Origin of the sequence: Streptomyces capillispiralis, assembly GCF_007829875.1 — a bacterium.
Taxonomy (GTDB): domain Bacteria; phylum Actinomycetota; class Actinomycetes; order Streptomycetales; family Streptomycetaceae; genus Streptomyces; species Streptomyces capillispiralis.
The window spans coordinates 1,370,482-1,396,225 of sequence record NZ_VIWV01000001.1; the positions used below are offsets into that span (position 1 = coordinate 1,370,482).

The following is a 25,744-nucleotide window of genomic DNA, read 5'->3' on the forward strand; positions in this document are numbered from 1 at the left end:
TCCTAGGTGAGGTACTGGCAGGTGGACCGCGGGGTGTAGACGCCGTGTCCGGCGCGCCCGGTGTACTCCCGCTCGGTGATGACGGGCACGCCGCGCGAGAGGACCGTCTCGACCCGGCCGGTGATCCGCCTGCCCTCGTAGGCCGAGTAGTCGACGTTCATGTGGTGGGTCTCGGCGGAGAGGACCTGCTCGGCGTGCGGGTCGTAGATGACGACGTCGGCGTCGGCGCCGGGCGCGAGGGTGCCCTTCTTCGGGTAGAGGCCGAACATCCGGGCCGGGGTGGCGCAGGCGATCTCGATCCAGCGGCGGCGGGAGATGTGCCCGTCGAGGACGGCCTGGTGGAGCAGGTCCATGCGGTTCTCCACGCCCGGCAGACCGTTGGGGATCCTGGAGAAGTCGCCGCGGCCGAGTTCCTTCTGGCCGGTGAAGCAGAAGGGGCAGTGGTCGGTGGAGACCACCTGGAGGTCGTTGGTGCGCAGCCCCCGCCACAGCGCCGCCTGGTGCTCCTTCGGCCTGAGCGGGGTGCTGCACACGTACTTGGCGCCCTCGAAGTCCGGCTCGGCGAGGTTGTCGGTGGACAGGAACAGGTACTGCGGGCAGGTCTCGCCGAAGACGTTCAGGCCCTCGTCGCGGGCCCGGGTGAGTTCGGCGACCGCCTCGGTCGCGGACACGTGCACCACGTACAGCGGGGCGCCCGCGACCTGGGCGAGCCGGATGGCGCGGTGGGTGGCCTCGGCTTCGAGGAGGGCCTTGCGGACCTCGCCGTGGAAGCGGGGGTCGGTCTCGCCGCGGGCGAGGGCCTGCTCCACGAGCACGTCGATGGCGATGCCGTTCTCGGCGTGCATCATGATCAGCCCGCCGTTCCCGGCGGAGCGCTGCATGGCGCGCAGGATCTGGCCGTCGTCGGAGTAGAAGACCCCCGGGTAGGCCATGAACTGCTTGAAGCTGGTCACGCCCTCCTCGACCAGCAGGTCCATCTCCTTGAGCGTCTCCTGGTTCACATCGGAGACGATCATGTGGAAGCCGTAGTCGATGGCGCAGTTGCCCTCGGCCTTGGCGTGCCAGGCGTCCAGGCCGTGGCGCAGGGAGTGTCCGACGCTCTGTACGGCGAAGTCCACGATGGTGGTGGTGCCGCCCCAGGCGGCGGCCCGGGTGCCGGTCTCGAAGGTGTCGGAGGCGAAGGTGCCGCCGAAGGGCAGCTCCATGTGGGTGTGGGCGTCGACGCCGCCCGGGATGACGTACTTCCCGGTGGCGTCGATGGTCCGGTCGGCGGTGAAGGCCGCGGCGGCCGGGGTGGGGGAGGCGGCGAGGGCGGCGATGCGGCCGTCCTCGATCAGGACGTCGGCGTGGATCTCGTCGGAGGCGGTGACGACGAGGCCGCCACGGATGACGGTACGGCTGCTCATGGTGCTCCCTCTCCTCGCGTGCTCGGTGCTGTCAGGGGGCGGTCAGCGGCCCGTAGGCGCCGGGGGCGCGGTCGCGGTAGAACTGCCAGCGGTCGCGGACCTCGCGCAGTTTCGCCAGGTCGAGGTCGCGGACGACGAGTTCGGTCTCCTTGTCGCTCGCCGGCTCGCCGACGAACCGCGCCTCCGGGTCGACGAAGTAGCTCGTGCCGTAGAAGTCGTTGTCGCCGTACTCCTCGACGCCGACCCGGTTGATGGCGCCGACGAAGTACTCGTTGGCGACGGCCGCCGCCGGCTGCTCCAGCTGCCAGAGGTAGCCGGACAGTCCGCGCGAGGTGGCGGAGGGGTTGAAGACGAGTTCGGCGCCGGCGAGGCCCAGCGCCCGCCAGCCCTCGGGGAAGTGGCGGTCGTAGCAGATGTAGACGCCGACCTTGCCGACGGCGGTGTCGAAGACGGGCCAGCCGCTGTTCCCGGGCCGGAAGTAGAACTTCTCCCAGAAGCCTTTGACCTGCGGGATGTGGGTCTTGCGGTACTTGCCGAGGTAGGAGCCGTCCGCGTCGATCACGGCGGCGGTGTTGTAGAGGACGCCGGGCTGTTCCTCCTCGTACATCGGCAGGACCAGGACGAGTCCCAGCTCTTCCGCGAGTGCCTGGAAACGCCGGACGACCGGACCGTCGGGGACGCGCTCGGCGTACGCGTAGAAGGCCGGGTCCTGGACCTGGCAGAAGTACGGTCCGTAGAACAGCTCCTGGAAGCACAGCACTTGGGCGCCCTGGGCAGCCGCGTCGCGGGCGGCCTGCTCGTGGACCTGGATCATCGACTCCTTGTCGCCGGTCCAGGCGGTCTGGAAGACGGCGGCACGGATCACTCGGCTCATCGGGACCTCCGCTCGCTCGGTGTGCGGCGAGCCTAGGGAGGGGACGAGCGCGCGGTGAGGTGCACCGTGTCACGTCCGCGGGGGTGCGGCGTGCCACCGTGTCATCCGTCGACGAGCCCATGTTTCACCGCCGTTGTCGCAGGTGGTCGCTTGTTTCAGCGCTGTTGCGCGTCGTGCGCGAGGAGCGCGATGTGCACGGAGGCGGCCTGTTCGAAGTCGTCGAGGTCCACGCCGAGCCGGGTCTGTATCGCCTCCAGCCGGCGGTACAGGGCGGGCCGGGAGACGTGGTGGAGCTGCGCGGTGCGGGACTTGTTGCGGCCGGTGGCGAGATAGGTGCGCAGCACCGGCAGCAGGTCCTCGCCGGGCGCGCACAGCAGCCCGTCCAGCTCCCGCTCCGCGAAGGACTGCACCTCGGGGTCGTCCCGCAACAGCCGGATCAGCCCGCGCAGATGGACGTCCCGGAGCCGGACCACCAGCGGCAGGTCGAGGGCGGCGGCACAGTCCGCCACGGCGTCCGCGACGTGCCGGGCCTCGCGCAGCCCGGCGGGCACCTCGTCGAAGGAGGTGCGCGGTCCGGCGCCCGCCACCACCACCGGGCCGGCGCCGGGTTCGGCGCGCAGCCGGGCCGCGAAGTGCGCGGCGAGCGCGTCGGCGTCCTGGTCGCCGGCGAGGCTGAGCAGGACGGCGGTCGCCGTGCCGTCGAGTGCGGCGACGATGCCGGGCAGCCCCAGCAGGCGCAGTACGCGGTCGAGCCGGGCCGCCTCCCGGCCGCGCACGACGAGCGGGACGAAGGTGCGCCGGTTGACGGGCAGTCCGGCAGCGCGGGCCCGGGGCAGCAGCTGCCGGGCCGGTACGGCACCGCCGACCAGGTCGGTGAGCAGGCTCCGCGCGGACTGCTCCTCCCAGGAGGGGGTGCCGCCGCCGAGCATGCGGTGCAGCACCAGTGCCTCGGCGGCGCGGTCGGCGAGCAGCCGCCCGGTGGCCCGGTCGCCGCGGTAGCCGCACAGCACGATCCGGCCCCAGCGTTCGCCGCGCCCGCCGAGTTCGGCGCGGATCCAGCCGTCGCCCTCGCCGCCGCCGGCCTGCCGGGCGACGCGCTCCCAGTCGCGCAGGACGTCGTCCACGGCCGGCCGCTCCCCCGCCGTGCCGAGCACGCGGTGGGCGAGGTTGGCGACGACGACGGGGCAGCCGCTGTGCCGGGCGACCTCGTCGAGCAGGCGCTGCAGCGGGGCGCCGGCGGTAATCAGGGCGGTGAGGCCGGTGCGGACGGCCTCGGAGAGGCTCACGGCGGCGAACTTCCGCCGCACCAGCCGGGACTGGACCTCCTCCGTCAACTGGGCGAAGGGAAAGGGGCGGTGCAGCACCACCAGGGGCAGTCCGCACCGCTCCGCGACGCGCCGCATCGCCTCCGGCGGGGAGGGGAAGGCACGGCCGAGTCCGAGGACCAGCGCGGCGGCCTCCGCGCGGTGCAGGGAGCGGACGTACTCGGCCTGCTTGCCCTCGTCCCCGGCGAGCAGCACCCCGGTGGTGAGCACCATCTCGCCGCCGCTGAGCATCACCCCGACGTCGGCCGCCTCGGCGACGTGCACCCAGCGCACCGGCCGGTCGAGGCGGCCGGCGCCGGCGACCACCTCGGGCTGCCCGGCGAGCACCCGCTCCAGCGCGAGGACCTGCCGGACCGACAGGGCCGGTGCCGCGGCTTCCCAGGGGGTCATGGCGGGGTCCTTCTGTCTCGGTTACCGCTACGGGATGCTCCGCAGAGCGCTCTCGAGGATCGCGGCGCCCTCCTCGGCCTCCGCGACGTTCAGGGACAGCGGCGGGGCGATGCGCAGGGCGCTGGTGTCGTGGCCGCCGCCCTTGCCGATGAGCAGGCCGCCCGCGCGGGCCGCCTCCAGGACGGCGGACGCCGCCTCGGGATGGGCCTCGTCGGTGCCGGGCTTCGTCAGCTCGATGCCGATCATCAGCCCGCGTCCGCGTACCTCGCGTACGGCGGGGACGTGGGCGGCGGCGGCGCGCAGCCGCTCGATGAGCATGCCGCCGACCCGGCGGGCGTTGCCCTGGAGGTCGTGTTCCAGCAGGTAGTTCAGGTTGGCCAGGCCCGCCGCCATGGTGACCTGGGTGCCGCCGAAGGTGGAGATGCTGTTGGCGTCCAGGCAGTTCATGATCTCGGCGCGGGCGACCACGCCGCCGATGGACATGCCGTTGCCGATGCCCTTGGCGAAGGTCAGCATGTCGGGCGGGCCACCGCGGCCGTGCGCCTGCCAGCCCCAGAAGTGCTCGCCGGTGCGGCCCCAGCCGGTCTGCACCTCGTCGGAGATCCACAGGACGCCCCGCTCGTGCAGCACCTCGCGGAACGCCGCGTACAGGCCGTCGGGCGGCGAGGTGAAGCCGCCGACGCCCTGGATCGGCTCGGCGATCAGCGCGGCGGGCGGGCGGGTGTGGCCGAGGAGGTCCTTCAGGTCGTCGACGCAGGCGGCGACGAAGTCGTAGTCGTCGAGGTCGGCGAAGGGGCCGCGGGTGCGCACCCCGCCGTGCACGTACAGGGTCTGGAGCGGGGAGAGCGAGGTCGGGGACCAGCCGCGGTTGCCGGTGATGCCGACGGCGCTGAAGGAGCGGCCGTGGTAGCTGTTGCGCATCGCCAGGACCGTGTTGCTGCGCCGGTAGGTGGTGGCGAGCAGCAGGGCGGTGTCGTTGGCCTCTGTGCCGGAGGTGGTGAAGAAGACCCGGGCGTCCGGGATGCCGCTCAACTGGGCGATACGCTCGGCGAGTTCCACCATCTGCCGGTTGAGGTAGAGGGTGGAGGAGTGCAGGATCCGCCCGGCCTGGTCGCTCACCGCCTTGGTGACCTCGGGCAGGGCGTGGGCGGTCATGGTGGTGAGGATGCCGCCGAAGAAGTCGAGGTAGCGGTTGCCCGCGGAGTCCCAGACGTGGCGGCCCTCGCCGTGGGTGATCTCGATGGGCTCCTCGTAGTAGAGGGCGAGCCAGTCGGGGAGCACGCCGCGGTGGCGGCCGAGGAGGTCGTCGGTCACGGCTGTACCAGCCCTTCGTAGGCGTCGGGGCGGCGGTCGCGGTAGAAGGCCCACGTCTGCCGCACCTCTTCGATGAGGTCGAAGTCGAGGTCGCGGACGAGCAGTTCCTCCTCGGTGTCGCTGGCGGTGTCGCCGACGAACTGTCCGCGCGGGTCGACGAAGTAGGAGGTGCCGTAGAAGTCGTTGTCCCCGTACTCCTCGACGCCCACGCGGTTGATGGCCGCCACGAAGTACTCGTTGGCGACGGCGGCCGCCGGCTGTTCCAGCCGCCACAGGTGGGAGGAGAGGCCGCGGTGGGTGGCGGACGGGTTGTAGACCAACTGGGCTCCGTTGATGCCGAGTTGCCGCCAGCCCTCGGGGAAGTGGCGGTCGTAGCAGATGTAGACGCCGACCTTGCCGACGGCGGTGTCGAAGACCGGCCAGCCGAGGTTGCCGGGCCGGAAGTAGAACTTCTCCCAGAAGCCCCTGACCTGCGGGATGTGGTGCTTGCGGTACTTGCCGAGGTAGGAGCCGTCCGCGTCGATCACGGCGGCGGTGTTGTAGTAGAAGCCGGACTGCTCGATCTCGAACACCGGCACGACGATCACCATGCCGGTCTCGCGGGCCAGGTCCCGCATCCGGCGGGTGGTCGGGCCGTCCGGCACGGGCTCGGCCCAGCGGTAGTGCGCGGGGTCCTGGACCTGGCAGAAGTAGGGGGAGTTGAACACTTCCTGGAACCCGATGACCTTCGCGCCCCGCCGGGCCGCCTCGCGGGCGTGCGCCTCGTGTTTCGCCAGCATGGACTCGGTGTCGCCGGTCCAGGTGGCCTGGACCAGGGCGGCACGTACGACGTTGGGCATGAGCTGCTCCTTCGACGCGACGTCAGCGCCTCTACGCCCGTAGAAAAGGGCGCGTAGAGGGACGAACGTAAGCCTCCCGGACGGGCTTGCCAAGACCATCGTCGCCGAGGCCGCGGAGTCGATCGCGTTTGACACCCCTGTGGGTGAGTCGGGTGCGGGGCGGTGGGCGGGTGGTCAGGTGGTCAGTCCGGCGACGCGGAGGGCGTGGAGCACATCCCAGTGCCGCTCCTGCGAGACCTGCCGGGCGGCGGCGAGCAGCAGGGGGACGAGGCGCGGCGGGTCGGGGGCGGTGGCGCGGGCCGCGTCCTCGGGGGTGCGCATGCGCACGCAGGCGTCGAGCAGCGCCCGCGCCTCGCGGTGCCGCTCCTCGGCGGCCAGGTCGAGCACGGCCCGGCCGATCTCGTCGGCCGGCCGGACCACGCCCTGCCGCAGGATCCGCTCCGCGTCCCGCGCCCGGCCGGCCGTGGTGAGCGCGTCGGCCGCGGCGACCAGCCGGCCCGCGGGCAGCGAGGCGGCCTCCCACAGCAGGGTCGCCCAGTCGGCGTCCAGCCCGGCCCGCCGCATCTCGTCGGCGAGCAGCGGGTACCGGGCGGCGGGCCCGTACGCGGCGTCGGTGAGCAACGCGTGCGCCTCCCCGCTGCGCCCCTCGCTCCGCAGCCGCGCGAGCAGCCCCACGGCCCGTGCGGCCTCCCGACGGTCCGCCGCGTCGACACGCCGCCCCTGCGGGACCACCTCCTCGCCCTCCGCCTCCGCGACCCCGGCGAACCGCGCGCCCCGCGCGGCGGGCGTGACCGCGGGAGCCTCCGGATCGCCCGGGGCGCGCCGCTCGGCCCGCCTGGGCTCTGCCTCGGCGTCCGCCCCTGCGGCTCCGGCGAACCGCGCGCCCCGCGCGGTGGGCCCGGCGGCGGGAAGGACCGGTACGGCCGCGGGGGGCGGGACGGCCGGACCCTCGCCCCGGTCCACGGCGCCGGCGAACCGGGCCCCACCCCGCCGGCGCCTGCGCTGCCCACGCGCGGCGGGCGCGGGCGCGGGCGACATGGGCGCGGGCGGCACGGGCATGGGTGACACGGACGCGGGTGACACGGACGCGGGTGGCACGGGCGCCGGTTCGCGTACGGCGGCAGCACCGCGGCCACCGGCCCCGAGCGCTTCCCCTTCACCGGACCACATCCCCCGTGGCTGCCGGACCCCGCCCACGTCGCGGTCGGCGAACGACTCCCGGTCGACCGCCGGGTCCTGGACGACGCCCGGATCCTCAACCACGCCCGGATGCCGGACAACCCCGGGTTCCCCGCCGGCGGGATGCCGCACCGCCATGGCGTCGCCCTCGCGGGGCGTCCCGCCCCTGCCGGGGCCGGGCGCACGCCTGGTGGCGCCGTCCCGCCCCACCGGAGACGAACGGTCGGCGGGGCCGGGCCCCTCGGGTAACGGGGTGCGGGGTGGTGCGCCGTGGACTCCCGGCCGCCCGGGAGCGGCCGGGGGGCCGGTCCGCGGCGGCGTCGTCCGCCCGCGCCGGTCGAGGGACGTCACGCGGGCGGTGATCTCCGCGCACCTGGCCGTGGCGCGCCGGTGGTCGTCCTCGGCCCAGGCGAGGTCGACACCGAGGGCGTCGGCCTCCTCCCGGGTGGCGGCACGGGCCAGCCGGCGAATCAGCTCCGCCCGGCGCTCCGCCGCGTACCGCTGCTCGCGCAGCATGACGTCGAGCCGGTCGCCCAGGGCCTCCCGGGCCCCGGGACGGGCGTCGTGGGCGTCCAGCGCGGCCGCGTGCAGGGCGCGGGCCCTCGGCGTCTCGGTCGCTGCGGCCTCGGGCCCGTACCCGGCGGCGAGGTCCTGGAGCAGGGCTTCCAGCACGTCCCAGGGCAGCGGCTCACGCCCGTCGACGCAGGCCCGCATGCCGTCGGGGTCCCGCTGCCAGAACACCGCGCACCAGCCGCCCGACCGGTCGAGGCGGACCAGCAGCCCCCGCAGGTAGTCCGTGAACTCCCGGACCGGCGCCGGGAGTTGCTCCGCTTCCATAGCCCGCTCCCGCCAGCTCCGGAGATCTCAGCTCCGTAGGAAACACCCGGCGTGTTACGACGGCGCTACGGAGAGTTTTCCGGCGGGATGCAGGCCCGGCACCCCTGATGGGCCCACGCACCCGCGACGGGCCCACGCACCCGCAATGAACTCGGGCACCCGCGACGGGATCAGGCTGCGGCGGCCGGCGTGTCCGGCGCGCAGCGCCCGACCAGCTCGTCCATCGACAGCCCGAGCGCGCTCGCCAGGGCGGCCACGGTGAAGAACGCCGGGGTCGGGGCCCGCCCGGTCTCGATCTTGCGCAGGGTCTCCGCGGAGAGACCGGCGCTCGCCGCGACCTCGGTCATGCTGCGGCCGCCGCGCGCCTCGCGCAGCAGCCGGCCGAGCCGTTCGCCGCGTTCGCGCTCTTCGGGGGTCAAGGGGGTGCGCACCATGCCCCTTATTCTAATACCGGTATAGTAATTGGCATGGTGGAGCTGAAGACCGACACATCGATCGATGCCATGTACGAGGCGGGCCAGGTCGTCGCGAGCGCGCCGACGGCCGTACGGAAGGCCGCCGGCGTGGGCGTTTCCCTGCTGGAGCTGGACGAGGTGGCGCGGGACGTGCTGCGCTCGGCGGGCGCGTCCTCGCCCTTCCTGGGCTACCGGCCCTCCTTCGCGCCGACGCCGTTCCCCGCCGTGATCTGCGCCTCCGTCAACGACGCGATCGTCCACGGCATCCCGGACACCTACCGGCTGCGCGACGGCGACCTGGTCTCCATCGACTGCGGCGCCGAACTGGGCGGCTGGGTCGGGGACTCGGCGATCAGCTTCATCGTGGGCACGCCGCGCCCGGCGGACGTACGGCTGGTCGAGACGGCCGAGCGGGCCCTCGCGGCGGGGATCGCGGCGGCCGTCGTCGGCAACCGCATCGGCGACATCGCGCACGCGATCGGGACGGTGTGCCGCGCGGCGGGCTACGGCATCCCGGACGGCTTCGGGGGGCACGGCATCGGCCGCCGCATGCACGAGGACCCGTCCGTGCCGAACGAGGGCCGGCCGGGCCGCGGCATGCCCCTGCGGCACGGCATGGCCCTGGCCATCGAGCCGATGGTCATCGGGGGCGGCACGGACGTGTTCCACGCGGCGCCGGACGGCTGGACGCTCCGTACGCACGACGGGTCCCGGGCGGCCCACGCGGAGCACACGGTGGCGATCACCGAGAGCGGACCGCGCGTACTGACGGCCCGGGACGCCGGGTGACGCCGTCCACCGCCCGCTCGACCCGGAGGAAGCGGAGGAGCGTGGTGTGCACGGCAGGGCCGTGCGCGCGCCCCGGCGGCTCCCCTCCCCGCTCCCCTCGGATCCGGCCCGCCGGCCGGGCGAGCCCGGCAGTTGAAGCCCACGTGACAACGTTTCTTCACACACCCGTCCGAGCGACCGGCGCACGCGCGCCCCGCCGAGCTGGACGGAAACGTCCCGGCTGACAAGTGGAAGCACCACCCTTTGGCACATTGTCATACTTTCCCGGATCTTCTTGCCCTGACGGCCGGTTCTGCCGCTAGCTGGTGCCGCACCGCTCCTCGCCCCGGGCTCCGGATGGGCCCCGGGCATGTCGACGAGGGGAGCGGTCCGGACAGTCAGCACGCGAGGAGCGTCATGAAGAAGGCATACGAAGCACCGACCCTCGTCCGTCTCGGCACGTTCCGCAAGGAGACCGGCCTCCTGGGCCGGGCCGGGAACGACCGCCTCATCCTGAGCAAGAACTGACGGACGACGGTACCGACCCGACGTCATGACACCACTGCACGCGAGTGCGGGGACGGGCCCCGGCGAAGCGCACTTCACGGTCTTCACCGACCGTGAGGAAGCGGCCGCCGTGGCCCGCTCCTTCTCCCCGCCCGGCTGCCGCACTGTGAGCCACCCGTCGGGCCGGCCCTGGCTGGTCGGTCACTGGCGCGACGACGAGGCCGTCACCGTGCGCGCCGGTGACACCGCCCTGGCCGTCATCGGCTGCTGCCCCGTGGACGCGGACGAACTGCGCCGCAGGGCCGCCCGGTTGCGCGACCTCGCCGAGGTCGACGCGCTGGCCCGTTCCCTCCCCGGCAGCTTCCACCTGGTGGCCGCCCTCGACGGGATGATCCGGGTCCAGGGCACGGCCTCCGGACTCCGGCTGGTCTTCCACACGGAGATCGCCGGCACCCGGGTCGCCGCCACCCGGGCCGACCTGCTGGCCGACGTCCTCGGCCTCGACCCCGATCCCGCGGAACTGGCCGTGCGGCTGCTGTGGCCCGCGCCGTACCCGCTGTACGAGACGTCCCTGTGGCCCGCGGTCACCGCCGTACCCCCGCAGGACGCGGTGGTCGTCGCCGCGGACGGGCGCACCGCCCGGCACACCCGCTGGTGGACACCGCCGGAACCGGTCGTGCCGCTGGCCGCTGCGGCCGTCCCGGTCCGCGAGGCGCTCCAAGAAGCCGTCGACGCACGGACCCGGCGGGGCGGCGTGGTCAGCTGCGACCTGTCCGGCGGGCTGGACTCCACCTCCGTCTGCTTCCTCGCCGACCGCTCCCCCGCCCACGTGGTGGCGGGCACCTGGCCGGGACGCGACCCCGCGGACACCGACCTGTACTGGGCCGAACAGGCGGCCCGGCACCTGCCGGACGTCGACCACGTCGTCTGGGACGCCGAGGCCTCGCCGCTGGTCTACGACGATCTGCTCGGCATCGACGACATCCTGGACGAACCCACCATCGGCGTGATGGACCGCTCCCGGGCGCTGCACCACCTGCCGGGCCTCGCCGAGCGCGGCAGCCGCGTCCATCTGACCGGCATCGGCGGCGACCACGTGGCCTGGTGCTCCGAGGCGTACTACCACCGGATGCTGCGCACCCGTCCGCTGCACGCCGTGCGGCAGCTGCGCGGGTTCCGGGCCCTGTGGCAGTGGCCGCTCGGCGGCACCGTCCGGGCCCTGGCCGACACCCGGTCGTACGGGAAGTGGCTCCGCGACGCCGCCGGAGGGCTGCGTGCGCCGGCGGCCACGTCCTCCGCCGCCACGGGACTCGGCTGGGGCATGGCGCCCCGCCTGTTCGACTGGGTGACCCCCGACGCCGAGCGGTTGGCGCGGCGGGCGCTGCTCGACGCCGCCGCGACGGTCACGCCCCTGCACCCCGACCGGGGCATGCACGCGGACCTGGAGCAGATCCGCTCCACCACCCGGGTCATCCGGCAGTGGGACCACATGGCGGCCCGCACCGGACTGCCGATGGCCTCGCCCTTCCTCGACGACCGCGTCATCGAGGCGTGCCTCGCCGTCCGCCCGGCCGAGCGGGTCACGCCGTACCGGTACAAGCCGGTGCTGACCGCCGCGATGAGCGGGGTGGTCCCCGAGCCGTGCCTGCGCCGGACGACCAAGGCCACGGCCTCCATGGACGCCTCCAACGGCCTGCGCGAGAACCGCGCCGACCTGCTGGCGCTGTGGGAGGACTCCCGGCTGGAGCGGCTCGGCCTGGTGGACGGGGCGGAGCTGCGCCGGCTGGCCCGGCGGCCCGCCTCCCCCGGTCTGTCCGACGCGATCCTCTACTCGACGATCGCCGCCGAGGTGTGGCTGCGCGGGTTGTCCCGCAGCCGCAGCACCACCCGTATCCCGTAGCTCCGCGCGGCCGCGCGGCAGCGCCTCGCGGCCCGGAAAGGCGATGCCATGCCCCTGCGTTTCGACGCGCACGTCTCCACGGCCGAGACCGACTACGGAACCGTACTGCTGGATCAACGGGCCGGGACCTACTGGGAGTTGAATCCGACCGCCACGCTGGTGGTGCGGACGCTGCTGGACGGCGGCGAGGCCGCGGACGCGGCCGCCGCCCTGGTCCGCGAGTTCGACATCGAGCGGGAGCAGGCCCTGCGGGACGTCGAGGCGCTGGTCGGCGGCCTGCGGGACGCGGGGCTGGCCTCATGACGACGCCCAGCGCGCTGGACCGCCCCACCGGAGTGCCGCTGGGGCAACGCCTGGCGGCCCGTCTGGTCCTGGTGCCCGCCGTCGTGCTCGCCCTGCTGCCGCCGCGCCGCATCCGCGCGGTGCTGGCCGTGCTGCGGCGCGGCGCGGCACCCGCCACCGCCGTCCAGGCGCAGGCGGCGCGGGACGCCCTGTGCGCGGTCAGTCTGCGCTGCACCGGGCCGAAGGGGTGCCTGCCCCGGTCCCTGGGGGCCGCCCTGCTGTGCCGGCTCGGGGGGACGTGGCCGACCTGGTGCGCCGGGGTCCGTGTCGTGCCGCCCTTCACCGCCCACGCCTGGATCGAGGCGGAGGGCCGCCCGGTCGGGGAGGGTGTCCCCGACGGCTACTTCGCCCGCCTGGTCTCCGTGGAACCGCACACCCGCCCACCGGCCCGATGACCGACGCCGCCACCCCCGACGGACCGCCGGCCGAGGACCCGTCCCCCCTCGGCCGGCCCACCGGCACCACGGACAACGGCACCACGGACAACAACCGCACGGAGAACGACCGCACGGACAACGGCACCACGCACAACAACCGCACGGAGAACGACCGCACGGACAACGGCCGCACGCCAAGCGGCCGGACGCCGGCCGGTATCCCGAAGGCCGGCGGCACCGCACCCGAAGGCCCGCCCGGCCTCGACGACCCCGCCCCGGAACGCGCCGGTGCCGCCGCCCCGCCGGGTCCCCCGGACGAGGACCGCTCCACCCGGGCGGCGCTGCGCACCCTCCACCGCCTCACCGCCGGGCACCGGCGGGCCATCGCCGTGGCCGTCCTGCTGACCCTCGCGGGCTCCGCGCTCGGACTGGCCCAGCCGCTCGTGGCCCGGCACGCCGTGGACGCGAGCACCCGCGGACAGGTGGTGTGGCCGCTCCTCGGCCTGCTCGGCGCGCTGTTCGTCGCCGAGGCGGTGACCGGCTCGCTGGGCCGCTTCCTCCTGGAGCGCATGGGCGAGGGCGTCGTACGGCAGCTCCGGCTCGGCCTGGTGGACCGGCTGCTCCGGCTGGAGATGCGCGCCTACGACCACCACCGGTCCGGCGACCTCGTCTCCCGGGTCACCGCCGACGCCACCCTGCTGCGCGAGGTCGTCTCCCAGGCGCTGGCCGACCTGGTCACCGGAAGCATGGTCGCCGCCGGGGCGATCGTCCTCATGGCGTGGCTCGACCCGCTCCTGCTGCTCCTCGTGACGCTCACCGTGGCCGTCGCCGCCGCTGTCGTCACCTCGCTGCTCAAGGCGATCAGGTACGCCTCCGAGCGCATGCAGCACGCGGTCGGCGCCATCGCCGCCGACCTGGAGCGGGCGCTCGGCGCGCTGCCGATGGTCCGGGTGCACCGCGCCGAGGCGCGGGAGACGGCCCGCGTGGGCGCGCGCGTGCAGGAGGCCCACGACGCGGGCGTACGGACCGCGAAGCTCGCCGCCGTGATGAGCCCCGCCGTCGAACTCGCCGTCCAGGGCTCCTTCCTGATCGTCCTGGTCGTGGGCGGCCTGCGCGTGGGCAGCAGGACGGGCTCCCTCGGCGACCTCGTCGCGTTCCTGCTGTACGCCTCCTACCTGGTCCTGCCGCTGTCGTCCGTGTTCCAGGCGGTGGGCCTGATCCAGCGGGGCATGGGCGCCCACCGCCGTATCGAGCAGGCGATGCGCCTCCCCGTCGAGCACACCGGGCCGGCCGTCCCGGCCACCCGCGCCCCCGCCCGCACCCGGCCCCGCCTCGAGGCGCCGCGCGGCAGCGAGCCGCCCGCGCTCGCCCTGCACAACGTCCGCTTCGGCTACGACCCGGACCGGCCGGTGCTGCGCGGTGTGTCCTTCACCGTCGCCCCGCGCCGCCAGGTCGCCCTGGTCGGCCCCTCGGGCGCGGGCAAGAGCACGGTCTTCGCGCTGGTCGCGCGCTTCTACGAGCCGGACGCGGGCACCGTGCTCTTCGACGGCCGGCCGGCCGTCGAACTCGGCCGCGACGCGTGCCGGCGCCGCATCGCCGTCGTGGACCAGGACACCCACGTCGTGCACGGCACCCTGCGGGAGAACATCGCCTACGCGGTGCCCGACGCCCCGGAGGCGGAACTCCGGCGGGTCGTGGCGCTGGCGGGGCTCGATGAGGTCGTCGACCGGCTGCCGGGCGGCCTGGACGCCTTCGTCGGCGAGCGCGGGAGCACCCTGTCGGGCGGTGAACGCCAGCGCGTGGCGCTGGCCCGTGCCCTGCTCGCCCGTCCCTCACTGCTGCTCCTCGACGAGCCGACCTCCCACCTGGACGCGATCAACGAGGCGGCGCTGACCTCGGTGATGCGGGACGTGGCCCGGGAGTGCGCCCTGCTGGTCGTCGCCCACCGCCTGTCCACCGTGCGGCACGCCGACCACATCGTCGTCCTGCACCGGGGCCGCACGGTCGGTCAGGGGCGGCACGAGGAACTGCTGGCCTCCAGTGGCCTCTACCGCGAGCTGGCCGCGAGCCAGATGCTGCGGCCGGACGGCGACCGGTCGGCGGGCCGCGCCCCCTCGCCTTCCTGAACATGCCCGGCGATACGGAACGTGTCATCGTGGCATGAGCGAGCCCGGACCGGGTTACCCGGCCCGCGCACGTGGACCCAGCGAAGGAACGGATGGACGATGACGAATGGTTTCGTCGGCCCGGAGGGTGACCCGTTCGCAGAATTCCTCGCCCGCTTCTTCGGCGGACAGCGCCCCCGCCAGATCGACATCGGCCGCCTGCTCAGCCAGCCGGCCCGGGAGTTGGTGCGCGGTGCCGCCCAGTACGCCGCCGAGCACGGCAGCCGGGACCTGGACACCCAGCACCTGCTGCGCGCCGCGCTCGCCGCGGAGCCGACCCGGAGCCTGCTGAGCCGGGCGGGCGCGGACCCCGATTCGCTGGCGTCCCAGATCGACGACCGGTCCGGGCCGGTCCAGCACGGGCCGGGCGACGCCCCGCCGCCGACGTCGCTGTCGCTGACGCCCGCCGTCAAGCGGGCCCTGCTGGACGCGCACGAGATGGCCCGCGCCAGCGGCGCCGGCTACATCGGCCCCGAGCACGTGCTGAGCGCCCTGGCCGCCAACCCCGACTCGGCGGCCGGGCACATCCTGCACGCGGCCCGGTTCGCCCCCTCCGGCCCGCCGGAGGCGGCGGAGGCACCGCCGTCCCGGACCGAGCGGCCCCGTCCCGCGACCGGCACGCCGACCCTGGACAAGTACGGACGCGACCTCACCGCCCTGGCCCGCGAGGGCCGCGTCGACCCGGTGATCGGGCGGGACCAGGAGATCGAGCAGACCGTCGAGGTGCTGTCCCGGCGCGGCAAGAACAACCCGGTGCTGATCGGTGACGCGGGCGTCGGCAAGACCGCCGTGGTGGAGGGGCTGGCGCAGCGAATCGCCGAGGGCGACGTGCCCGACATCCTCCTCGGCCGGCGCGTGGTGGCGCTGGACCTGACGGGCGTGGTCGCCGGGACCCGCTACCGGGGCGACTTCGAGGAGCGGATGAACCACATCGTCGAGGAGATCCGCTCGCACTCCGACCGGCTGATCGTCTTCATCGACGAGCTGCACACCGTGGTCGGCGCCGGGGGCGGCGGCGAGGGCGGCTCGATGGACGCCGGCAACATCCTCAAGCCCGCCCTCGCCCGCGGGGAGCTGCACATCGTGGGGGCGACCACGCTGGAGGAGTACCGCAGGATCGAGAAGGACGCCGCGCTGGCCCGCCGCTTCCAGCCGATCATGGTGCCGGAGCCGACGCCCGCCGACGCGATCGAGATCCTGCGCGGTCTGCGGGACCGCTACGAGGCCCACCATCAGGTCCGCTACACCGACGAGGCGCTGATGGCGGCCGTGGAGCTGTCCGACCGCCATCTGAGCGACCGGCGGCTGCCGGACAAGGCCATCGACCTCATCGACCAGGCGGGCGCCCGGGTGCGGCTGCGGGCCCGCACCAAGGGCACGGACGTACGGGCCATGGAGCGTGAGGTCGAGCAGCTGACCTGCGACAAGGACCAGGCGGTCGCCGACGAGCAGTACGAGCAGGCCACGCAGTTGCGGGACCGCATCGTGGAGCTGAAGCGGCGGATCGCGGAGGCCGGCGGGGACGACGAGGTCGACGAGGGCCAGAGCCTGTGGGTGGACTCCGAGGCGATCGCCGAGGTGGTGGCCCGGCAGACGGGCATCCCGGTGAGCCGTCTGACCGAGGAGGAGAAGGACCGGCTGCTGGGTCTGGAGCAGCACCTGCACCAGCGGGTGGTCGGCCAGGACGAGGCGGTGCGGGTCGTCTCGGACGCGGTGCTGCGTTCACGCGCGGGGTTGGGCAGTCCGGACCGGCCGATCGGCAGCTTCCTGTTCCTGGGGCCGACGGGCGTCGGCAAGACGGAGCTGGCGCGGGCGCTGGCCGAGGCCCTGTTCGGCAGCGTGGACCGGATGGTGCGCCTCGACATGAGCGAGTACCAGGAACGGCACACGGTGAGCCGGCTGGTGGGTGCCCCGCCCGGCTACGTGGGGCACGAGGAGGCCGGGCAGCTGACCGAGGTGGTGCGCCGGCACCCGTACTCGCTGCTCCTGCTCGACGAGGTGGAGAAGGCGCACCCGGACGTCTTCAACATCCTGCTCCAGGTGCTGGACGACGGCCGGCTGACCGACTCGCAGGGCAGGACGGTGGACTTCACCCACACCGTCATCGTGATGACCAGCAATCTCGGCTCCGAGGCGATCACCCGGCGCGGGGCGACGCTGGGCTTCGCCACCGGTGACGCGGAGGCGGACGAGGAGGCGCGGCGCGAACAGGTGCTGCGGCCGCTGCGGGAGCACTTCCGGCCCGAGTTCCTCAACCGGATCGACGAGGTCGTGGTGTTCCGCCAGCTGACCGCCGAGGAGCTGCGGCGGATCACCGACCTGCTGCTGGAGAACACCCGGCGCGCGCTGAAGGGGCAGGGCATCGCGGTCGACTTCACCGACGCGGCGGTGGACTGGCTGGCCGAGCGCGGCCACCAGCCCGAGTACGGCGCCCGGCCGTTGCGCCGCACCATCCAGCGGGAGGTCGACAACGAGCTGTCCCGGCTGCTGCTCGACGGCCGGGTCCGGGAGGGCGGCCGGGTGACGGTGGACGCCGAGGACGGCCGCCTGACGTTCCGTACGCAGGAGACGCCGGCCGCCGAGCTGTGAGGGCGGGGGCGCCCCGGTCCGGGACGCCCCCCGTGCGGTCTACCGCGTCGGCTGCACGACCATCGCCGAGCCGCCGCCCCTGCGGACCTTCTCGGCCGCCGCGAGCCACTTGCCGCCGGACAGGCGCTGGACGCCCGTGGTCGCGCCGATCTCCGGGTTCTGCCGGAAGGAGTGCCCGATGGCCTCCAGGCTCGCCCGCAGCTCACTGTCGTACAGGCCGGGTTCGAGTTCGGTCTGGGCCGTGTTGCGCTGGCTGGCGCGCGGCGCGGCGATCGCGTCGACCAGCGGCAGTCCCCGGTCGAGGAAACCGGTGAGGGTCTGGAGCACGGTGGTGATGATGGTGGAGCCGCCGGGCGAGCCGAGCGCCACCACCGGCTGGTCGTGCCGGTCCAGCACGATGGTCGGCGAGATGGACGAGCGGGGCCGCTTGCCGGGGCCCGGCAGGTTCGGGTCGTGCACGGCCGGGTTGGCCGGGGCGAAGGAGAAGTCCGTCAGCTCGTTGTTGAGCAGGAACCCGCGGCCGGGCACGGTGATGCCGCTGCCGCCGGTCTGCTCGATGGTCAGGGTGTAGGCGACGACGTTGCCCCACCGGTCGGCGGTGGTGAGGTGCGTGGTGTTCTCGCCCTCGTACGTCGTCGGGGCCGCCTCGCCGCCGGTCGCGCAGGGCCGCGGGTCGCGCGGGTCGCCGGGGGCCAGCGGGCTGGTGAGGACGGCGTCGTCCTTGATGAGGCACGCGCGCGAGTCGGCGAACCGCTGGGAGAGCAGTTCCTTCGTCGGTACGTCCTCGAAGGCGGGGTCGCCGACCCAGCGGCCCCGGTCCGCGAACGCGATGCGGCTGGCCTCGATGTAGCGGTGGAGGTACTGGACGTCGCTCGCCTTGGACAGGTCGGTGCGCTCCAGGATGTTGAGGGCCTCGCCGACCGTCGTGCCGCCGGAGGAGGACGGCGCGATGGAGTACACGTCCAGGCCGCGGTACGAGGTCTTCGTGGGCGCCTGGGACTTGGCGCGGTAGGCGGCGAGGTCGCGCGGGGTCAGGTCGCCGGGGCGTGCGTTCCAGCCGGAATCCGGGTCCACGGGCGGCTTGTTGACCGTGTCGACGATGTCCTGGCCGATGTCGCCCCGGTACAGGGCGTCGACGCCCTTGTGGCGCAACTCGGCGTAGGTGCGGGCCAGATCGGGGTTCTTGAAGGTGGAGCCGACCACGGGGAGCCGGCCGCCGGGCAGGAACAGCTCGCGCGTGTCGGGGAAGTGGCGGAAGCGCGTCTCGTTGGCGGCGGTCTGCGCGCGGAAGGTGTCGTCGACGGTGAAGCCGTCGCGGGCGAGGCGTTCGGCGGGCCGCAGGACCGTGCCCAGGCCCCGCTTGCCCCACTTGTCGAGGGCGCGCTGCCAGGTGGCGGGCGTGCCGGGGGTGCCGACGCCCAGGCCGCTGGTGACGGCCTCGGCGAACGGGATCGGCTTGCCGTCCTCCAGGAACAGGCCGGAGTCGGCGGTGAGCGGGGCGGTCTCACGCCCGTCGAGGGTGTGCACGGTGCGGGACCGTGCGTCGTAGTAGACGAAGTAGCCGCCTCCGCCGATGCCGGCCGAGTAGGGCTCGGTGACGCCGAGCGCGGCGGCGGTGGCGACGGCGGCGTCGACCGCGTTGCCGCCCTTGCGCAGGACCTCGATGCCGGCGGCGGAGGCGTCGGCGTCGACGCTGGAGACCGCGCCGCCGTATCCGACGGCTTCCGGGACCTTGGGCATGTGCGGGGAGGGTCTGTCGTGCTGCGCGGGCCGGTCGTGGGCGCCGGGCGGAGCCGCCGCTCCCACCGACACCACGGCGGCACCGACCGCCAGGACTGCGAGACTCCGTGCGACAGGGCGACGCATCCGCACCTCCAGTAAGGGAACGTCCGCGCAGCTTAGTTCGTCGCCATGCTCTCGTCAGCGAGGCCACGGGGTGTGCCGCGCCGCTGTGCCGGTACGGGCCGCGACCTGCGGCTCGAACACGGGTTTGCGCGGGCCCGCTAGCATGCGCGCCCATGACCGACGACGTGCGCAACATCGTTCTGGGCGTGGTGGCCGCGGGCATCAGTGCCGCGCTGGGCTGGCTCGCCCGTACCTACCTCTGGAAGCGCAAGCTCCGCCGCAAGCAGGCCTTCTTCGGCCTGCCGGAGAACTCCGAGTCCCTGCTCGTCGTCAACCGTGATCCGGCGACGGCGGAACCGGCGGTGCACCGCTTCGACGTGTTCGCGCTGCTCGAACTCTCCGCGCTGGTCAAGGACTGCGGGGCGCACGTGCAGGTGGTCACCCAGGACGCGGCGCACCAGGGCTTCGGCGAGCGGACCGAGTTCTGCGTGGGCGGCCCGGGCTCGAACCGGCGGATGGTGGCGCACATGGCGGCGATGCTGCCGGGGGTGCGGGTGAACATCGATCCGGAGCCGGGTCCGGACCGGGGTGCCTTCCAGATCGGCGCCGAGCGCTACCGCATGGACCCGGGGGTCACCGAGTACGTGCTGCTGGCCCGGCTGACGGCGGGTGAACGGCGCGAGACCCGGCCGGTGTTCCTGTTCTGCGGCCAGCGCGCGATCACCAACCAGGCCGCCACCCGCTATCTCGCCCGCAACCACGAGCGGCTGGCCCGCAAGCACGGCTCGCACTCCTTCGTGCTGCTGCTGAAGGTGATCAACTCGCAGGCCTACGGGCCCGATGTGGTCGAGCTGGTCGCGGACGTGACGAGGGCCGCGCAGACGCCGCTGCCGGCTCCCGAGCCGCGCAAGACCCACCGGGCGACCTGAGTTCCCGCCTCCGGTCCTCCAACGGGGCACCACCCGTCCGGCGCGCAGCTGACCTTCTCCCCGCGCGGACGACCCTGTGTACGGGTCGGGTCCGCTGCGCGAGCAGTGATCTCCGGCTGCCGCCGGACGGGACTGGCCGATGTGACCGCCGCCCTCGCGGGCGGTCCCCTCCCGGCGGTGGCGTCCCCGCACCTGACGCGAAGTCCCCTCCCCCGCCGGGATGAAGGGAACATCCTAGTCGAGGTCCGGACGGACGGGTCCGCGGACGTCACCCCGCTCAGTGCTTGAGGATCTTGGAGAGGAAGTCCTTGGCCCGGTCGCTGTGCGGGTCGCCGAAGAACTCCTCGGGCGTGCGGTCCTCGACGATCCGGCCGTCGGCCATGAAGACCACGCGGTGGGCGGCCGAGCGGGCGAAGCCCATCTCGTGCGTGACCACGATCATGGTCATGCCCTCGGCGGCCAGTTGCCGCATGACCTCCAGGACCTCGTTGATCATCTCCGGGTCCAGCGCGGAGGTCGGCTCGTCGAAGAGCATCGCCTTGGGCTCCATGGCCAGCGCCCGGGCGATCGCCACGCGCTGCTGCTGCCCGCCGGAGAGCTGCGCCGGGTACTTGTCCGCCTGGTCGGCCACGCCGACGCGGTCGAGGAGTTCGCGGGAGCGCCGGTCGGCGTCCTCCTTCTTGCGTCCGCGGACCTTGACCTGGCCCAGCGAGACGTTCTGCAGCACGGTCCGGTGCGCGAAGAGGTTGAACGACTGGAAGACCATGCCGACGTCGGCGCGCAGCCGCGCCAGTGCCTTGCCCTCGTCCGGGAGCGGCTGCCCGTCGAGCACGATGGTGCCGGACTGGACGGTCTCCAGGCGGTTGATGGCCCGGCACAGGGTCGATTTCCCCGACCCCGACGGGCCGATGACGACGACCACCTCTCCCCTGCCCACGGTGAGATCGATGTCCTGGAGGACATGCAGATCCCCGAAGTACTTGTTGACGTCACGCAGCTCGATCAGCGGATCGACGGCCATACCCACCTCTACTCACTCCCGGCTGTGCGGTGGCCGCCGCACCGTATCCGGGCAAGATCGCCGACACGGCGCGACACGCACTCCCCGCCCATTAGCCGTATTTACGGCGGGCGACGGGACGGGTGCCGGCTCGCGGGCCAGGGTGTCACGCCTCGGCGACCTCCGCGTACAGCTGCGACAGCTCGGGAACTCCGTGGGCCGCCCACTGGTGTCCCGCGTCCACGACGTCGAACTCCCGGCCGGAGGTGAGCCGTACGACCGGCTGACCGTCGGGCCGGATCTCCCAGGCGGCCCCCGGCACGGTGCGCACGATGACGGTGCCGAGGTACAGCCCGGCGTCGTTGCCCAGCCAGGTCGACGTCTCCTCGTCGTCCCGCCAGCCCGGCACCAGCTGGTCCAGCGCCTCCAGCGAGGCCGGGGAGTCGTCCAGCCGGACACCCGCCCGGGACGCCTGGGAGCGCAGCAGTTCGCACTCGGCCAGGAGTTCCGCGATGCCCTCGGGACCGGGAACCCCGGCCTTCCGGCGCCCGTTGCCCAGGAAAGGGATGTTCATACCGCCAGCCTGTCATTCGTACCGCCCTCTGCACCACAGGCGCGCGGGGGCCGGGCGACGGCCGGCGGCGGGTGGCTACACGTCCAGGTCCACCACGACCGGCGCGTGGTCCGAGGCGCCCTTGCCCTTGCGCTCCTCGCGGTCGACGTAGGAGTCGGTGACCGCCTTCGCGAAGGGCTCGTTGCCGTAGACCAGGTCGATGCGCATGCCGCGGTTCTTGGGGAAGCAGAGCTGGCGGTAGTCCCAGTAGGTGAACGGGTGGTCGTACTTCAGCGGGCGCGGCACGACGTCGGACAGGCCGGCCCCGCGCAGGGAGGCGAGGGCGGCGCGCTCGGCGGGGGTGACGTGGGTGGAGCCCTCGAAGGCGGCCGGGTCGTGGACGTCGTCGTCGGTCGGCGCGATGTTGTAGTCGCCGAGGACCGCGAACGGGCGGCTGCCCGCCGCGTCGCCGGTCACGGCGGCCCGCAGCGCCTCGAGCCACTGGAGCTTGTACGCGTAGTGGGGGTGGTCCACCTCGCGCCCGTTCGGCACGTAGACCGACCAGACGCGGACCGGGCCGCAGGTCGCGGAGATCGCGCGGGGCTCCGCCGAGCCGTCGTAGCCGGGATCGCCGGGCAGGCCCTTGACGACGTCCTCCAGGCCGACGCGGGAGAGCACCGCCACCCCGTTCCACCGGCCGGTGGCGTGGACCGCCGACTCGTAGCCCAGCTCGCGCAGCTGCTCCGCCGGGAACTGTGCCTCGGCGACCTTGGCCTCCTGGAGGCACAGCACGTCCGTGCCGCTGCTCTCCAGCCAGGCCAGGAGCCTCGGCAGGCGGGCGGTGATCGAGTTCACGTTCCAGGTCGCGATGCGCATGTCCCACAACCTACCCGGCGCCTCCGACAACCCTCGACCGCCGACCCTGCGGCTCACAGCTCGGCGGTGCCGCCCGGGGCGAGCCGCAGGTGTTCCGAGCCGCCGAGGGCGCCGATCTGGCGGTCGTAGACAGGGCGGGCGAGGTCGGTGAGCAGGGCGTCGTGGATGTCGTAGGCGCGTACCGGCCGCACCTCGCGGACGTAGTCGATGACCTCCGCGATCTTGTTCCAGGGGGCCATGACGGGCAGCATCAGCGTCTCGACGGGGTGGTCGGGGACGGTGAGCGCGTCGCCGGGGTGGAAGAGCTTCCCGCCGTCGACGAGGTAGCCGACGTTGGTGACGCGCGGGATGTCCGGGTGGATCACCGCGTGCAGTTCGCCGTGGACCTGCACGTCGAAGCCGGCGGCGGTGAAGGTGTCGCCGTGGCCGACGGTGTGCACCCGGCCGGGGAACGCCGCCGAGATCCGCTCCGCCACCGACTTCAGCGTCCAGATCCCGGCGGCCGGGTTCGCCTCCAGGGCGGTGCGCAGCCGGCCCTCGTCGAAGTGGTCGGGGTGCTCGTGCGTGACCAGGACGGCGTCCGCGCCGAGCGCGGCGTCCTCCTCGCTGAACCCGCCGGGGTCGAAGACGAGGACCCGCCCGTCCTTCTCCAGGCGGACACAGGAGTGCGACTTCTTCGTGAGCTTCATGCGTCCATCCTGCCCCTCGCGTCCGCTCCCGCGCCCGGGTGCGGGGTGCGGGGGTGCGGGGCTCACTCCTGGGGTGTGGTCTCCTCGCGGACGACCTGCCGGGCCACCTCGAACGCGCGGTTCGCCGCGGGGACGCCGCAGTAGACGGCCGTCTGGAGCAGCACCTCCTTGATCTCGTCCGGCGTGAGCCCGTTGCGCAGGGCGGCCCGGGTGTGGAAGGCGAGTTCCTCGAGATGACCGCCGGCGACGAGGGCGGTGAGGGTGACGCAGCTGCGGGTGCGGCGGTCGAGTCCGGGCCGGTCCCAGACCTCGCCCCAGGCGTAGCGGGTGACCAGTTCCTGGAAGTCGCCGGAGAAGTCGTCGGTGTCGGCGAGCACCCGGTCGACGTGCGCGTCGCCCAGCACCTCCCGGCGGACCTTCATCCCGGCGTCGTACGGGTCCGGTCTGCCCTGCGTCTGCTGCGGCGGGGCGGGCGGGGCGATCTCGGCGACGGCGACGGGCTGCGGCGGGCCGGCGGCCGGCCCCGTCTTCACCACCGCCGCGGGCAGCGCGACGTGGCCGGTGGCGGTGTCGAAGCCGGGCTGCCAGGCGGTGGAGAAGTGCCTGACCAGCAGGTCGGTGACGGCGGCGGGCTGCTCCACCGGCACCAGGTGGGAGGCGCCGGGTACGACGGCGAGCCGGGCGTCCGGGATGCCGGCGACCAGGGTGCGCGCCTCGGCGGGGCCGGTGACCTGGTCCTCGGAGCCGACCAGCACCAGGGTCGGCACGCCGACGCTGCCGAGTCCGGCCCGCACGTCGAAGGAGGCGAGCGCCTCGCAGGCGGCGATGTAGCAGCCGGGGTCGGTGGTGCGCACCATCTGCACGGCCCACTCGGTGATCGCGGGCTGGGCGGCGGCGAAACCGCCGGTGAACCAGCGCTCCGGCGCGGACCGGGCGATCGGGTCGAGCCCGTTGGTCCGCACGATCACCCCGCGCTGGCGGAACTCGTCCGCGGTGCCGAAGCGGGGCGAGGCGGCGATCAGCGCGAGGGACGCCAGCCGGTCGGGGTGGCGCAGGGCCAGCTCGATGCCGACGGCACCGCCGAGCGCGCAGCCCGCGTAGCCGAAGCGGTGCACGCCGAGCCCGTCGAGGGTGGTGAGCAGCCGCGCGGTGAGGTCGGCGACGGAGCCCGCGGGGTAGGCGGGGGCGCCTCCGTGGCCCGGCAGATCGAACCGGAACACGCGCCACTGCTTCGTCAGCTCGGGGACCTGCCGGTCCCACATGTGCCATGTGGTGCCCAGTGAGGGACCCAGGATCAGCACCGGAGCGTCTTCCGGCCCGTCAAAGCGGTATTGCAGGGGGTTGGGTGGTGTCTCACTCACGGCTCCGACCCTCTCACGTCTCGCGGACGCCTTTATAACGCGGGGGTACGGGAAACCGGCTTGAGGCATCGGATGATCTCACGTCGGGTCCCGCCCGCCTGGGTGCGGTGTTCGTCGTACGCCCGGGTGCGCGGGTCGTGGCGCAACCGGGTGAAGACGATGCCGCGGAGATGACGCGTCGGCAGGCACGGGCAGTCCAAGGTCACAGGGCGTGGAGGGCTCCGTGATCGCCGCGTTGTCGGACCGTCCCTGGTTTCCGCCGCGCTCTTCGAGATGCACGACGAATGGATCGCCTTACCTCGCCGCCACTTCCGCGAAGGGGATATGGGCGATATCTACCGCAAGCTCTCTTTTGGTTCCTCCATGCCACCCAACGCACCGAAATGCAATCGCCAGTTGATCCCCAACACCGTGACGAGGGATACTAACTGGCGGATGCGTGTTCCCGACCGAGTGGCTCGCTTCGATATCCTCCCGTGCAAGTCTCCGGAAGTCATTTACCCAGAGATTACTGGGCAGTTGACCTCAGGATCTCGTGGTAGCGTCCTCGCTCGGAGGGACAGTGCAATCTGAAAGGGAAATCGTGAACACGGAGAAGATAGCCGCTCGCCGCCTCTCGCTGGAAGAGGTGACGGAGCTCGGCGTGAAGGACAGGCTCTTCGTTTCCGCCGACACGGCAGAACTCAAACTTCCCGACTGCTATGTCCCTGCTTTTCTGACCAAGGCCGGTAAGGATTTCGAGGGCGGCTCGATCACGGCGAGGACCGTATTCCAGGAAGAGGTCTCCTGCCTTCCCGACGCCGAGGACGAAGCCGGAGTCTACTTGGCCGACGAGGACGGCTCGGAGACCATCGAGGTCCTCCAGTCCGCCGGTGTCGTGCTGGACCTGGCACTGTTCGTCCCTGGTGGGGACAAGGGGTCCCTCACGGCCCTTTACGCTGCGGCCCGGCAGGCGTTCGGCGCCGACATCGTGCAGATCTGGCGCCAGGGCCTCAAGGAGGTTCCCGACGTGAAGGTCGACATCTTCGAGGAGCAGATTCCCCGGGGGCGCAAGGGGGGCGACAGCCCCAAGCGTGACCGTCGCGCGATCGACACCTACCCCACCCGCGCGGACTTCATCGAGTTCTCCGCGGGGTGGAAGCCGGTCGTAGAGGTTCACCGGCCAGTTGTTGACGACACCCCGACCATCTGAGGCGGCGTTACCTCTCGTCTCGGCCTGAGGGA

General features: G+C 73.4%; 22 protein-coding genes. 9 read left to right on the forward strand and 13 right to left on the reverse strand.

Translation table 11 applies throughout. The annotated features are described in order from the left end of the window. Positions 1 to 2: 2 nt before the first annotated feature. The 7 genes from hydA to FHX78_RS05485 form a co-directional block, all read right to left on the reverse strand. Positions 3 to 1,406: a dihydropyrimidinase gene (hydA, locus tag FHX78_RS05455; protein WP_145866336.1), complete on the reverse strand. Its 1,404-nt coding sequence runs from the start codon at positions 1,404 to 1,406 to the stop codon at positions 3 to 5. 31 nt (positions 1,407 to 1,437) lie between these two features. Continuing rightward, positions 1,438 to 2,280 (reverse strand): nitrilase-related carbon-nitrogen hydrolase, encoded by an 843-nt coding sequence (locus FHX78_RS05460; protein WP_145866337.1) that lies wholly within the window; start codon positions 2,278 to 2,280, stop codon positions 1,438 to 1,440. Positions 2,281 to 2,435: 155 nt separating this feature from the next. Then, positions 2,436 to 3,995, reverse strand: coding sequence for a PucR family transcriptional regulator (locus FHX78_RS05465; RefSeq protein ID WP_145866338.1), 1,560 nt, complete (start codon positions 3,993 to 3,995; stop codon positions 2,436 to 2,438). Between the two features lie 27 nt (positions 3,996 to 4,022). Continuing rightward, positions 4,023 to 5,309, reverse strand: coding sequence for an aspartate aminotransferase family protein (locus FHX78_RS05470; RefSeq protein WP_145866339.1), 1,287 nt, complete (start codon positions 5,307 to 5,309; stop codon positions 4,023 to 4,025). Next, positions 5,306 to 6,148: a nitrilase-related carbon-nitrogen hydrolase gene (locus FHX78_RS05475; RefSeq protein ID WP_145866340.1), complete on the reverse strand. Its 843-nt coding sequence runs from the start codon at positions 6,146 to 6,148 to the stop codon at positions 5,306 to 5,308. Before FHX78_RS05475 ends, FHX78_RS05470 begins: the two co-directional genes overlap by 4 nt. A 174-nt stretch (positions 6,149 to 6,322) precedes the next feature. Then, the gene (locus FHX78_RS05480) at positions 6,323 to 8,164 is read right to left on the reverse strand and encodes a hypothetical protein (RefSeq protein WP_145866341.1); all 1,842 of its coding nucleotides are present in this window, start codon (positions 8,162 to 8,164) and stop codon (positions 6,323 to 6,325) included. Positions 8,165 to 8,334: 170 nt separating this feature from the next. After that, on the reverse strand, positions 8,335 to 8,598 hold the full coding sequence (locus FHX78_RS05485) for a helix-turn-helix domain-containing protein (RefSeq protein ID WP_145866342.1): 264 nt from the start codon (positions 8,596 to 8,598) through the stop codon (positions 8,335 to 8,337). 33 nt (positions 8,599 to 8,631) lie between these two features. On the opposite strand from FHX78_RS05485, the gene map reads away from it, so the two are divergent. From map to FHX78_RS05520, 7 genes are all read left to right on the forward strand, one after another. Then, entirely contained in the window at positions 8,632 to 9,408 is a 777-nt protein-coding gene (gene map, locus FHX78_RS05490) for a type I methionyl aminopeptidase (RefSeq protein WP_145866343.1), read from the forward strand. A 396-nt stretch (positions 9,409 to 9,804) separates the two neighbouring features. Further along, positions 9,805 to 9,915: a keywimysin-related RiPP gene (locus FHX78_RS05495; RefSeq protein WP_107056101.1), complete on the forward strand. Its 111-nt coding sequence runs from the start codon at positions 9,805 to 9,807 to the stop codon at positions 9,913 to 9,915. Between the two features lie 25 nt (positions 9,916 to 9,940). Next, positions 9,941 to 11,794, forward strand: coding sequence for a lasso peptide isopeptide bond-forming cyclase (locus FHX78_RS05500; protein WP_145866344.1), 1,854 nt, complete (start codon positions 9,941 to 9,943; stop codon positions 11,792 to 11,794). Positions 11,795 to 11,842: 48 nt separating this feature from the next. Next, on the forward strand, positions 11,843 to 12,097 hold the full coding sequence (locus FHX78_RS05505) for a lasso peptide biosynthesis PqqD family chaperone (RefSeq protein WP_145866345.1): 255 nt from the start codon (positions 11,843 to 11,845) through the stop codon (positions 12,095 to 12,097). Next, positions 12,094 to 12,531, forward strand: coding sequence for a lasso peptide biosynthesis B2 protein (locus tag FHX78_RS05510; protein ID WP_145866346.1), 438 nt, complete (start codon positions 12,094 to 12,096; stop codon positions 12,529 to 12,531). Before FHX78_RS05505 ends, FHX78_RS05510 begins: the two co-directional genes overlap by 4 nt. After that, positions 12,528 to 14,639, forward strand: a complete 2,112-nt coding sequence (locus FHX78_RS05515) for an ABC transporter ATP-binding protein (RefSeq protein WP_208766179.1) — start codon at positions 12,528 to 12,530, stop codon at positions 14,637 to 14,639. The genes FHX78_RS05510 and FHX78_RS05515 overlap by 4 nt, the downstream gene beginning before the upstream one ends. A 99-nt stretch (positions 14,640 to 14,738) precedes the next feature. Further along, complete coding sequence (locus FHX78_RS05520) at positions 14,739 to 17,267, forward strand: ATP-dependent Clp protease ATP-binding subunit (RefSeq protein WP_145866347.1); 2,529 nt, start codon at positions 14,739 to 14,741, stop codon at positions 17,265 to 17,267. A gap of 39 nt (positions 17,268 to 17,306) precedes the next feature. On the opposite strand, the gene ggt is transcribed toward FHX78_RS05520, so the two are convergent. Then, positions 17,307 to 19,133 carry a gamma-glutamyltransferase gene (gene ggt / locus FHX78_RS05525; protein ID WP_145866348.1) on the reverse strand — a complete coding sequence of 609 codons (1,827 nt, stop codon included), beginning with the start codon at positions 19,131 to 19,133 and terminating at the stop codon, positions 17,307 to 17,309. A gap of 152 nt (positions 19,134 to 19,285) precedes the next feature. Between ggt and FHX78_RS05530 the strand changes: the two genes are divergently transcribed. Beyond that, positions 19,286 to 20,041 (forward strand): hypothetical protein, encoded by a 756-nt coding sequence (locus FHX78_RS05530; protein WP_189908624.1) that lies wholly within the window; start codon positions 19,286 to 19,288, stop codon positions 20,039 to 20,041. Between the two features lie 277 nt (positions 20,042 to 20,318). Here FHX78_RS05530 and FHX78_RS05535 read toward each other — a convergent pair whose 3' ends face one another. From FHX78_RS05535 to pcaDC, 5 genes are all read right to left on the reverse strand, one after another. Next, complete coding sequence (locus FHX78_RS05535; protein WP_145866349.1) at positions 20,319 to 21,062, reverse strand: amino acid ABC transporter ATP-binding protein; 744 nt, start codon at positions 21,060 to 21,062, stop codon at positions 20,319 to 20,321. A 145-nt stretch (positions 21,063 to 21,207) separates the two neighbouring features. Beyond that, positions 21,208 to 21,615: a DUF6278 family protein gene (locus tag FHX78_RS05540; RefSeq protein ID WP_145866350.1), complete on the reverse strand. Its 408-nt coding sequence runs from the start codon at positions 21,613 to 21,615 to the stop codon at positions 21,208 to 21,210. Between the two features lie 75 nt (positions 21,616 to 21,690). After that, positions 21,691 to 22,470: an exodeoxyribonuclease III gene (locus FHX78_RS05545; protein ID WP_145866351.1), complete on the reverse strand. Its 780-nt coding sequence runs from the start codon at positions 22,468 to 22,470 to the stop codon at positions 21,691 to 21,693. Between the two features lie 53 nt (positions 22,471 to 22,523). Continuing rightward, positions 22,524 to 23,159 (reverse strand): MBL fold metallo-hydrolase, encoded by a 636-nt coding sequence (locus FHX78_RS05550; protein WP_145866352.1) that lies wholly within the window; start codon positions 23,157 to 23,159, stop codon positions 22,524 to 22,526. Between the two features lie 62 nt (positions 23,160 to 23,221). Continuing rightward, a complete protein-coding gene (gene pcaDC / locus FHX78_RS05555; protein ID WP_145866353.1) occupies positions 23,222 to 24,520 on the reverse strand; it encodes a bifunctional 3-oxoadipate enol-lactonase/4-carboxymuconolactone decarboxylase PcaDC in 1,299 nt (432 codons plus the stop codon). Between the two features lie 583 nt (positions 24,521 to 25,103). Between pcaDC and FHX78_RS05560 the strand changes: the two genes are divergently transcribed. Then, a complete protein-coding gene (locus FHX78_RS05560; protein WP_145866354.1) occupies positions 25,104 to 25,712 on the forward strand; it encodes a hypothetical protein in 609 nt (202 codons plus the stop codon). Positions 25,713 to 25,744: the final 32 nt, after the last annotated feature.

Coding starts and splice junctions, on each gene's coding strand:
- hydA (WP_145866336.1), bottom strand. CDS start 1,406: ATGAGCAGCCGTACCGTCATCCGTGGCGGCCTCGTCGTCACCGCCTCC.
- FHX78_RS05460 (WP_145866337.1), bottom strand. CDS start 2,280: ATGAGCCGAGTGATCCGTGCCGCCGTCTTCCAGACCGCCTGGACCGGC.
- FHX78_RS05465 (WP_145866338.1), bottom strand. CDS start 3,995: ATGACCCCCTGGGAAGCCGCGGCACCGGCCCTGTCGGTCCGGCAGGTC.
- FHX78_RS05475 (WP_145866340.1), bottom strand. CDS start 6,148: ATGCCCAACGTCGTACGTGCCGCCCTGGTCCAGGCCACCTGGACCGGC.
- FHX78_RS05480 (WP_145866341.1), bottom strand. CDS start 8,164: ATGGAAGCGGAGCAACTCCCGGCGCCGGTCCGGGAGTTCACGGACTAC.
- FHX78_RS05485 (WP_145866342.1), bottom strand. CDS start 8,598: ATGGTGCGCACCCCCTTGACCCCCGAAGAGCGCGAACGCGGCGAACGG.
- map (WP_145866343.1), top strand. CDS start 8,632: ATGGTGGAGCTGAAGACCGACACATCGATCGATGCCATGTACGAGGCG.
- FHX78_RS05495 (WP_107056101.1), top strand. CDS start 9,805: ATGAAGAAGGCATACGAAGCACCGACCCTCGTCCGTCTCGGCACGTTC.
- FHX78_RS05500 (WP_145866344.1), top strand. CDS start 9,941: ATGACACCACTGCACGCGAGTGCGGGGACGGGCCCCGGCGAAGCGCAC.
- FHX78_RS05505 (WP_145866345.1), top strand. CDS start 11,843: ATGCCCCTGCGTTTCGACGCGCACGTCTCCACGGCCGAGACCGACTAC.
- FHX78_RS05510 (WP_145866346.1), top strand. CDS start 12,094: ATGACGACGCCCAGCGCGCTGGACCGCCCCACCGGAGTGCCGCTGGGG.
- FHX78_RS05515 (WP_208766179.1), top strand. CDS start 12,528: ATGACCGACGCCGCCACCCCCGACGGACCGCCGGCCGAGGACCCGTCC.
- FHX78_RS05520 (WP_145866347.1), top strand. CDS start 14,739: ATGACGAATGGTTTCGTCGGCCCGGAGGGTGACCCGTTCGCAGAATTC.
- ggt (WP_145866348.1), bottom strand. CDS start 19,133: ATGCGTCGCCCTGTCGCACGGAGTCTCGCAGTCCTGGCGGTCGGTGCC.
- FHX78_RS05530 (WP_189908624.1), top strand. CDS start 19,286: ATGACCGACGACGTGCGCAACATCGTTCTGGGCGTGGTGGCCGCGGGC.
- FHX78_RS05535 (WP_145866349.1), bottom strand. CDS start 21,062: ATGGCCGTCGATCCGCTGATCGAGCTGCGTGACGTCAACAAGTACTTC.
- FHX78_RS05540 (WP_145866350.1), bottom strand. CDS start 21,615: ATGAACATCCCTTTCCTGGGCAACGGGCGCCGGAAGGCCGGGGTTCCC.
- FHX78_RS05545 (WP_145866351.1), bottom strand. CDS start 22,470: ATGCGCATCGCGACCTGGAACGTGAACTCGATCACCGCCCGCCTGCCG.
- FHX78_RS05550 (WP_145866352.1), bottom strand. CDS start 23,159: ATGAAGCTCACGAAGAAGTCGCACTCCTGTGTCCGCCTGGAGAAGGAC.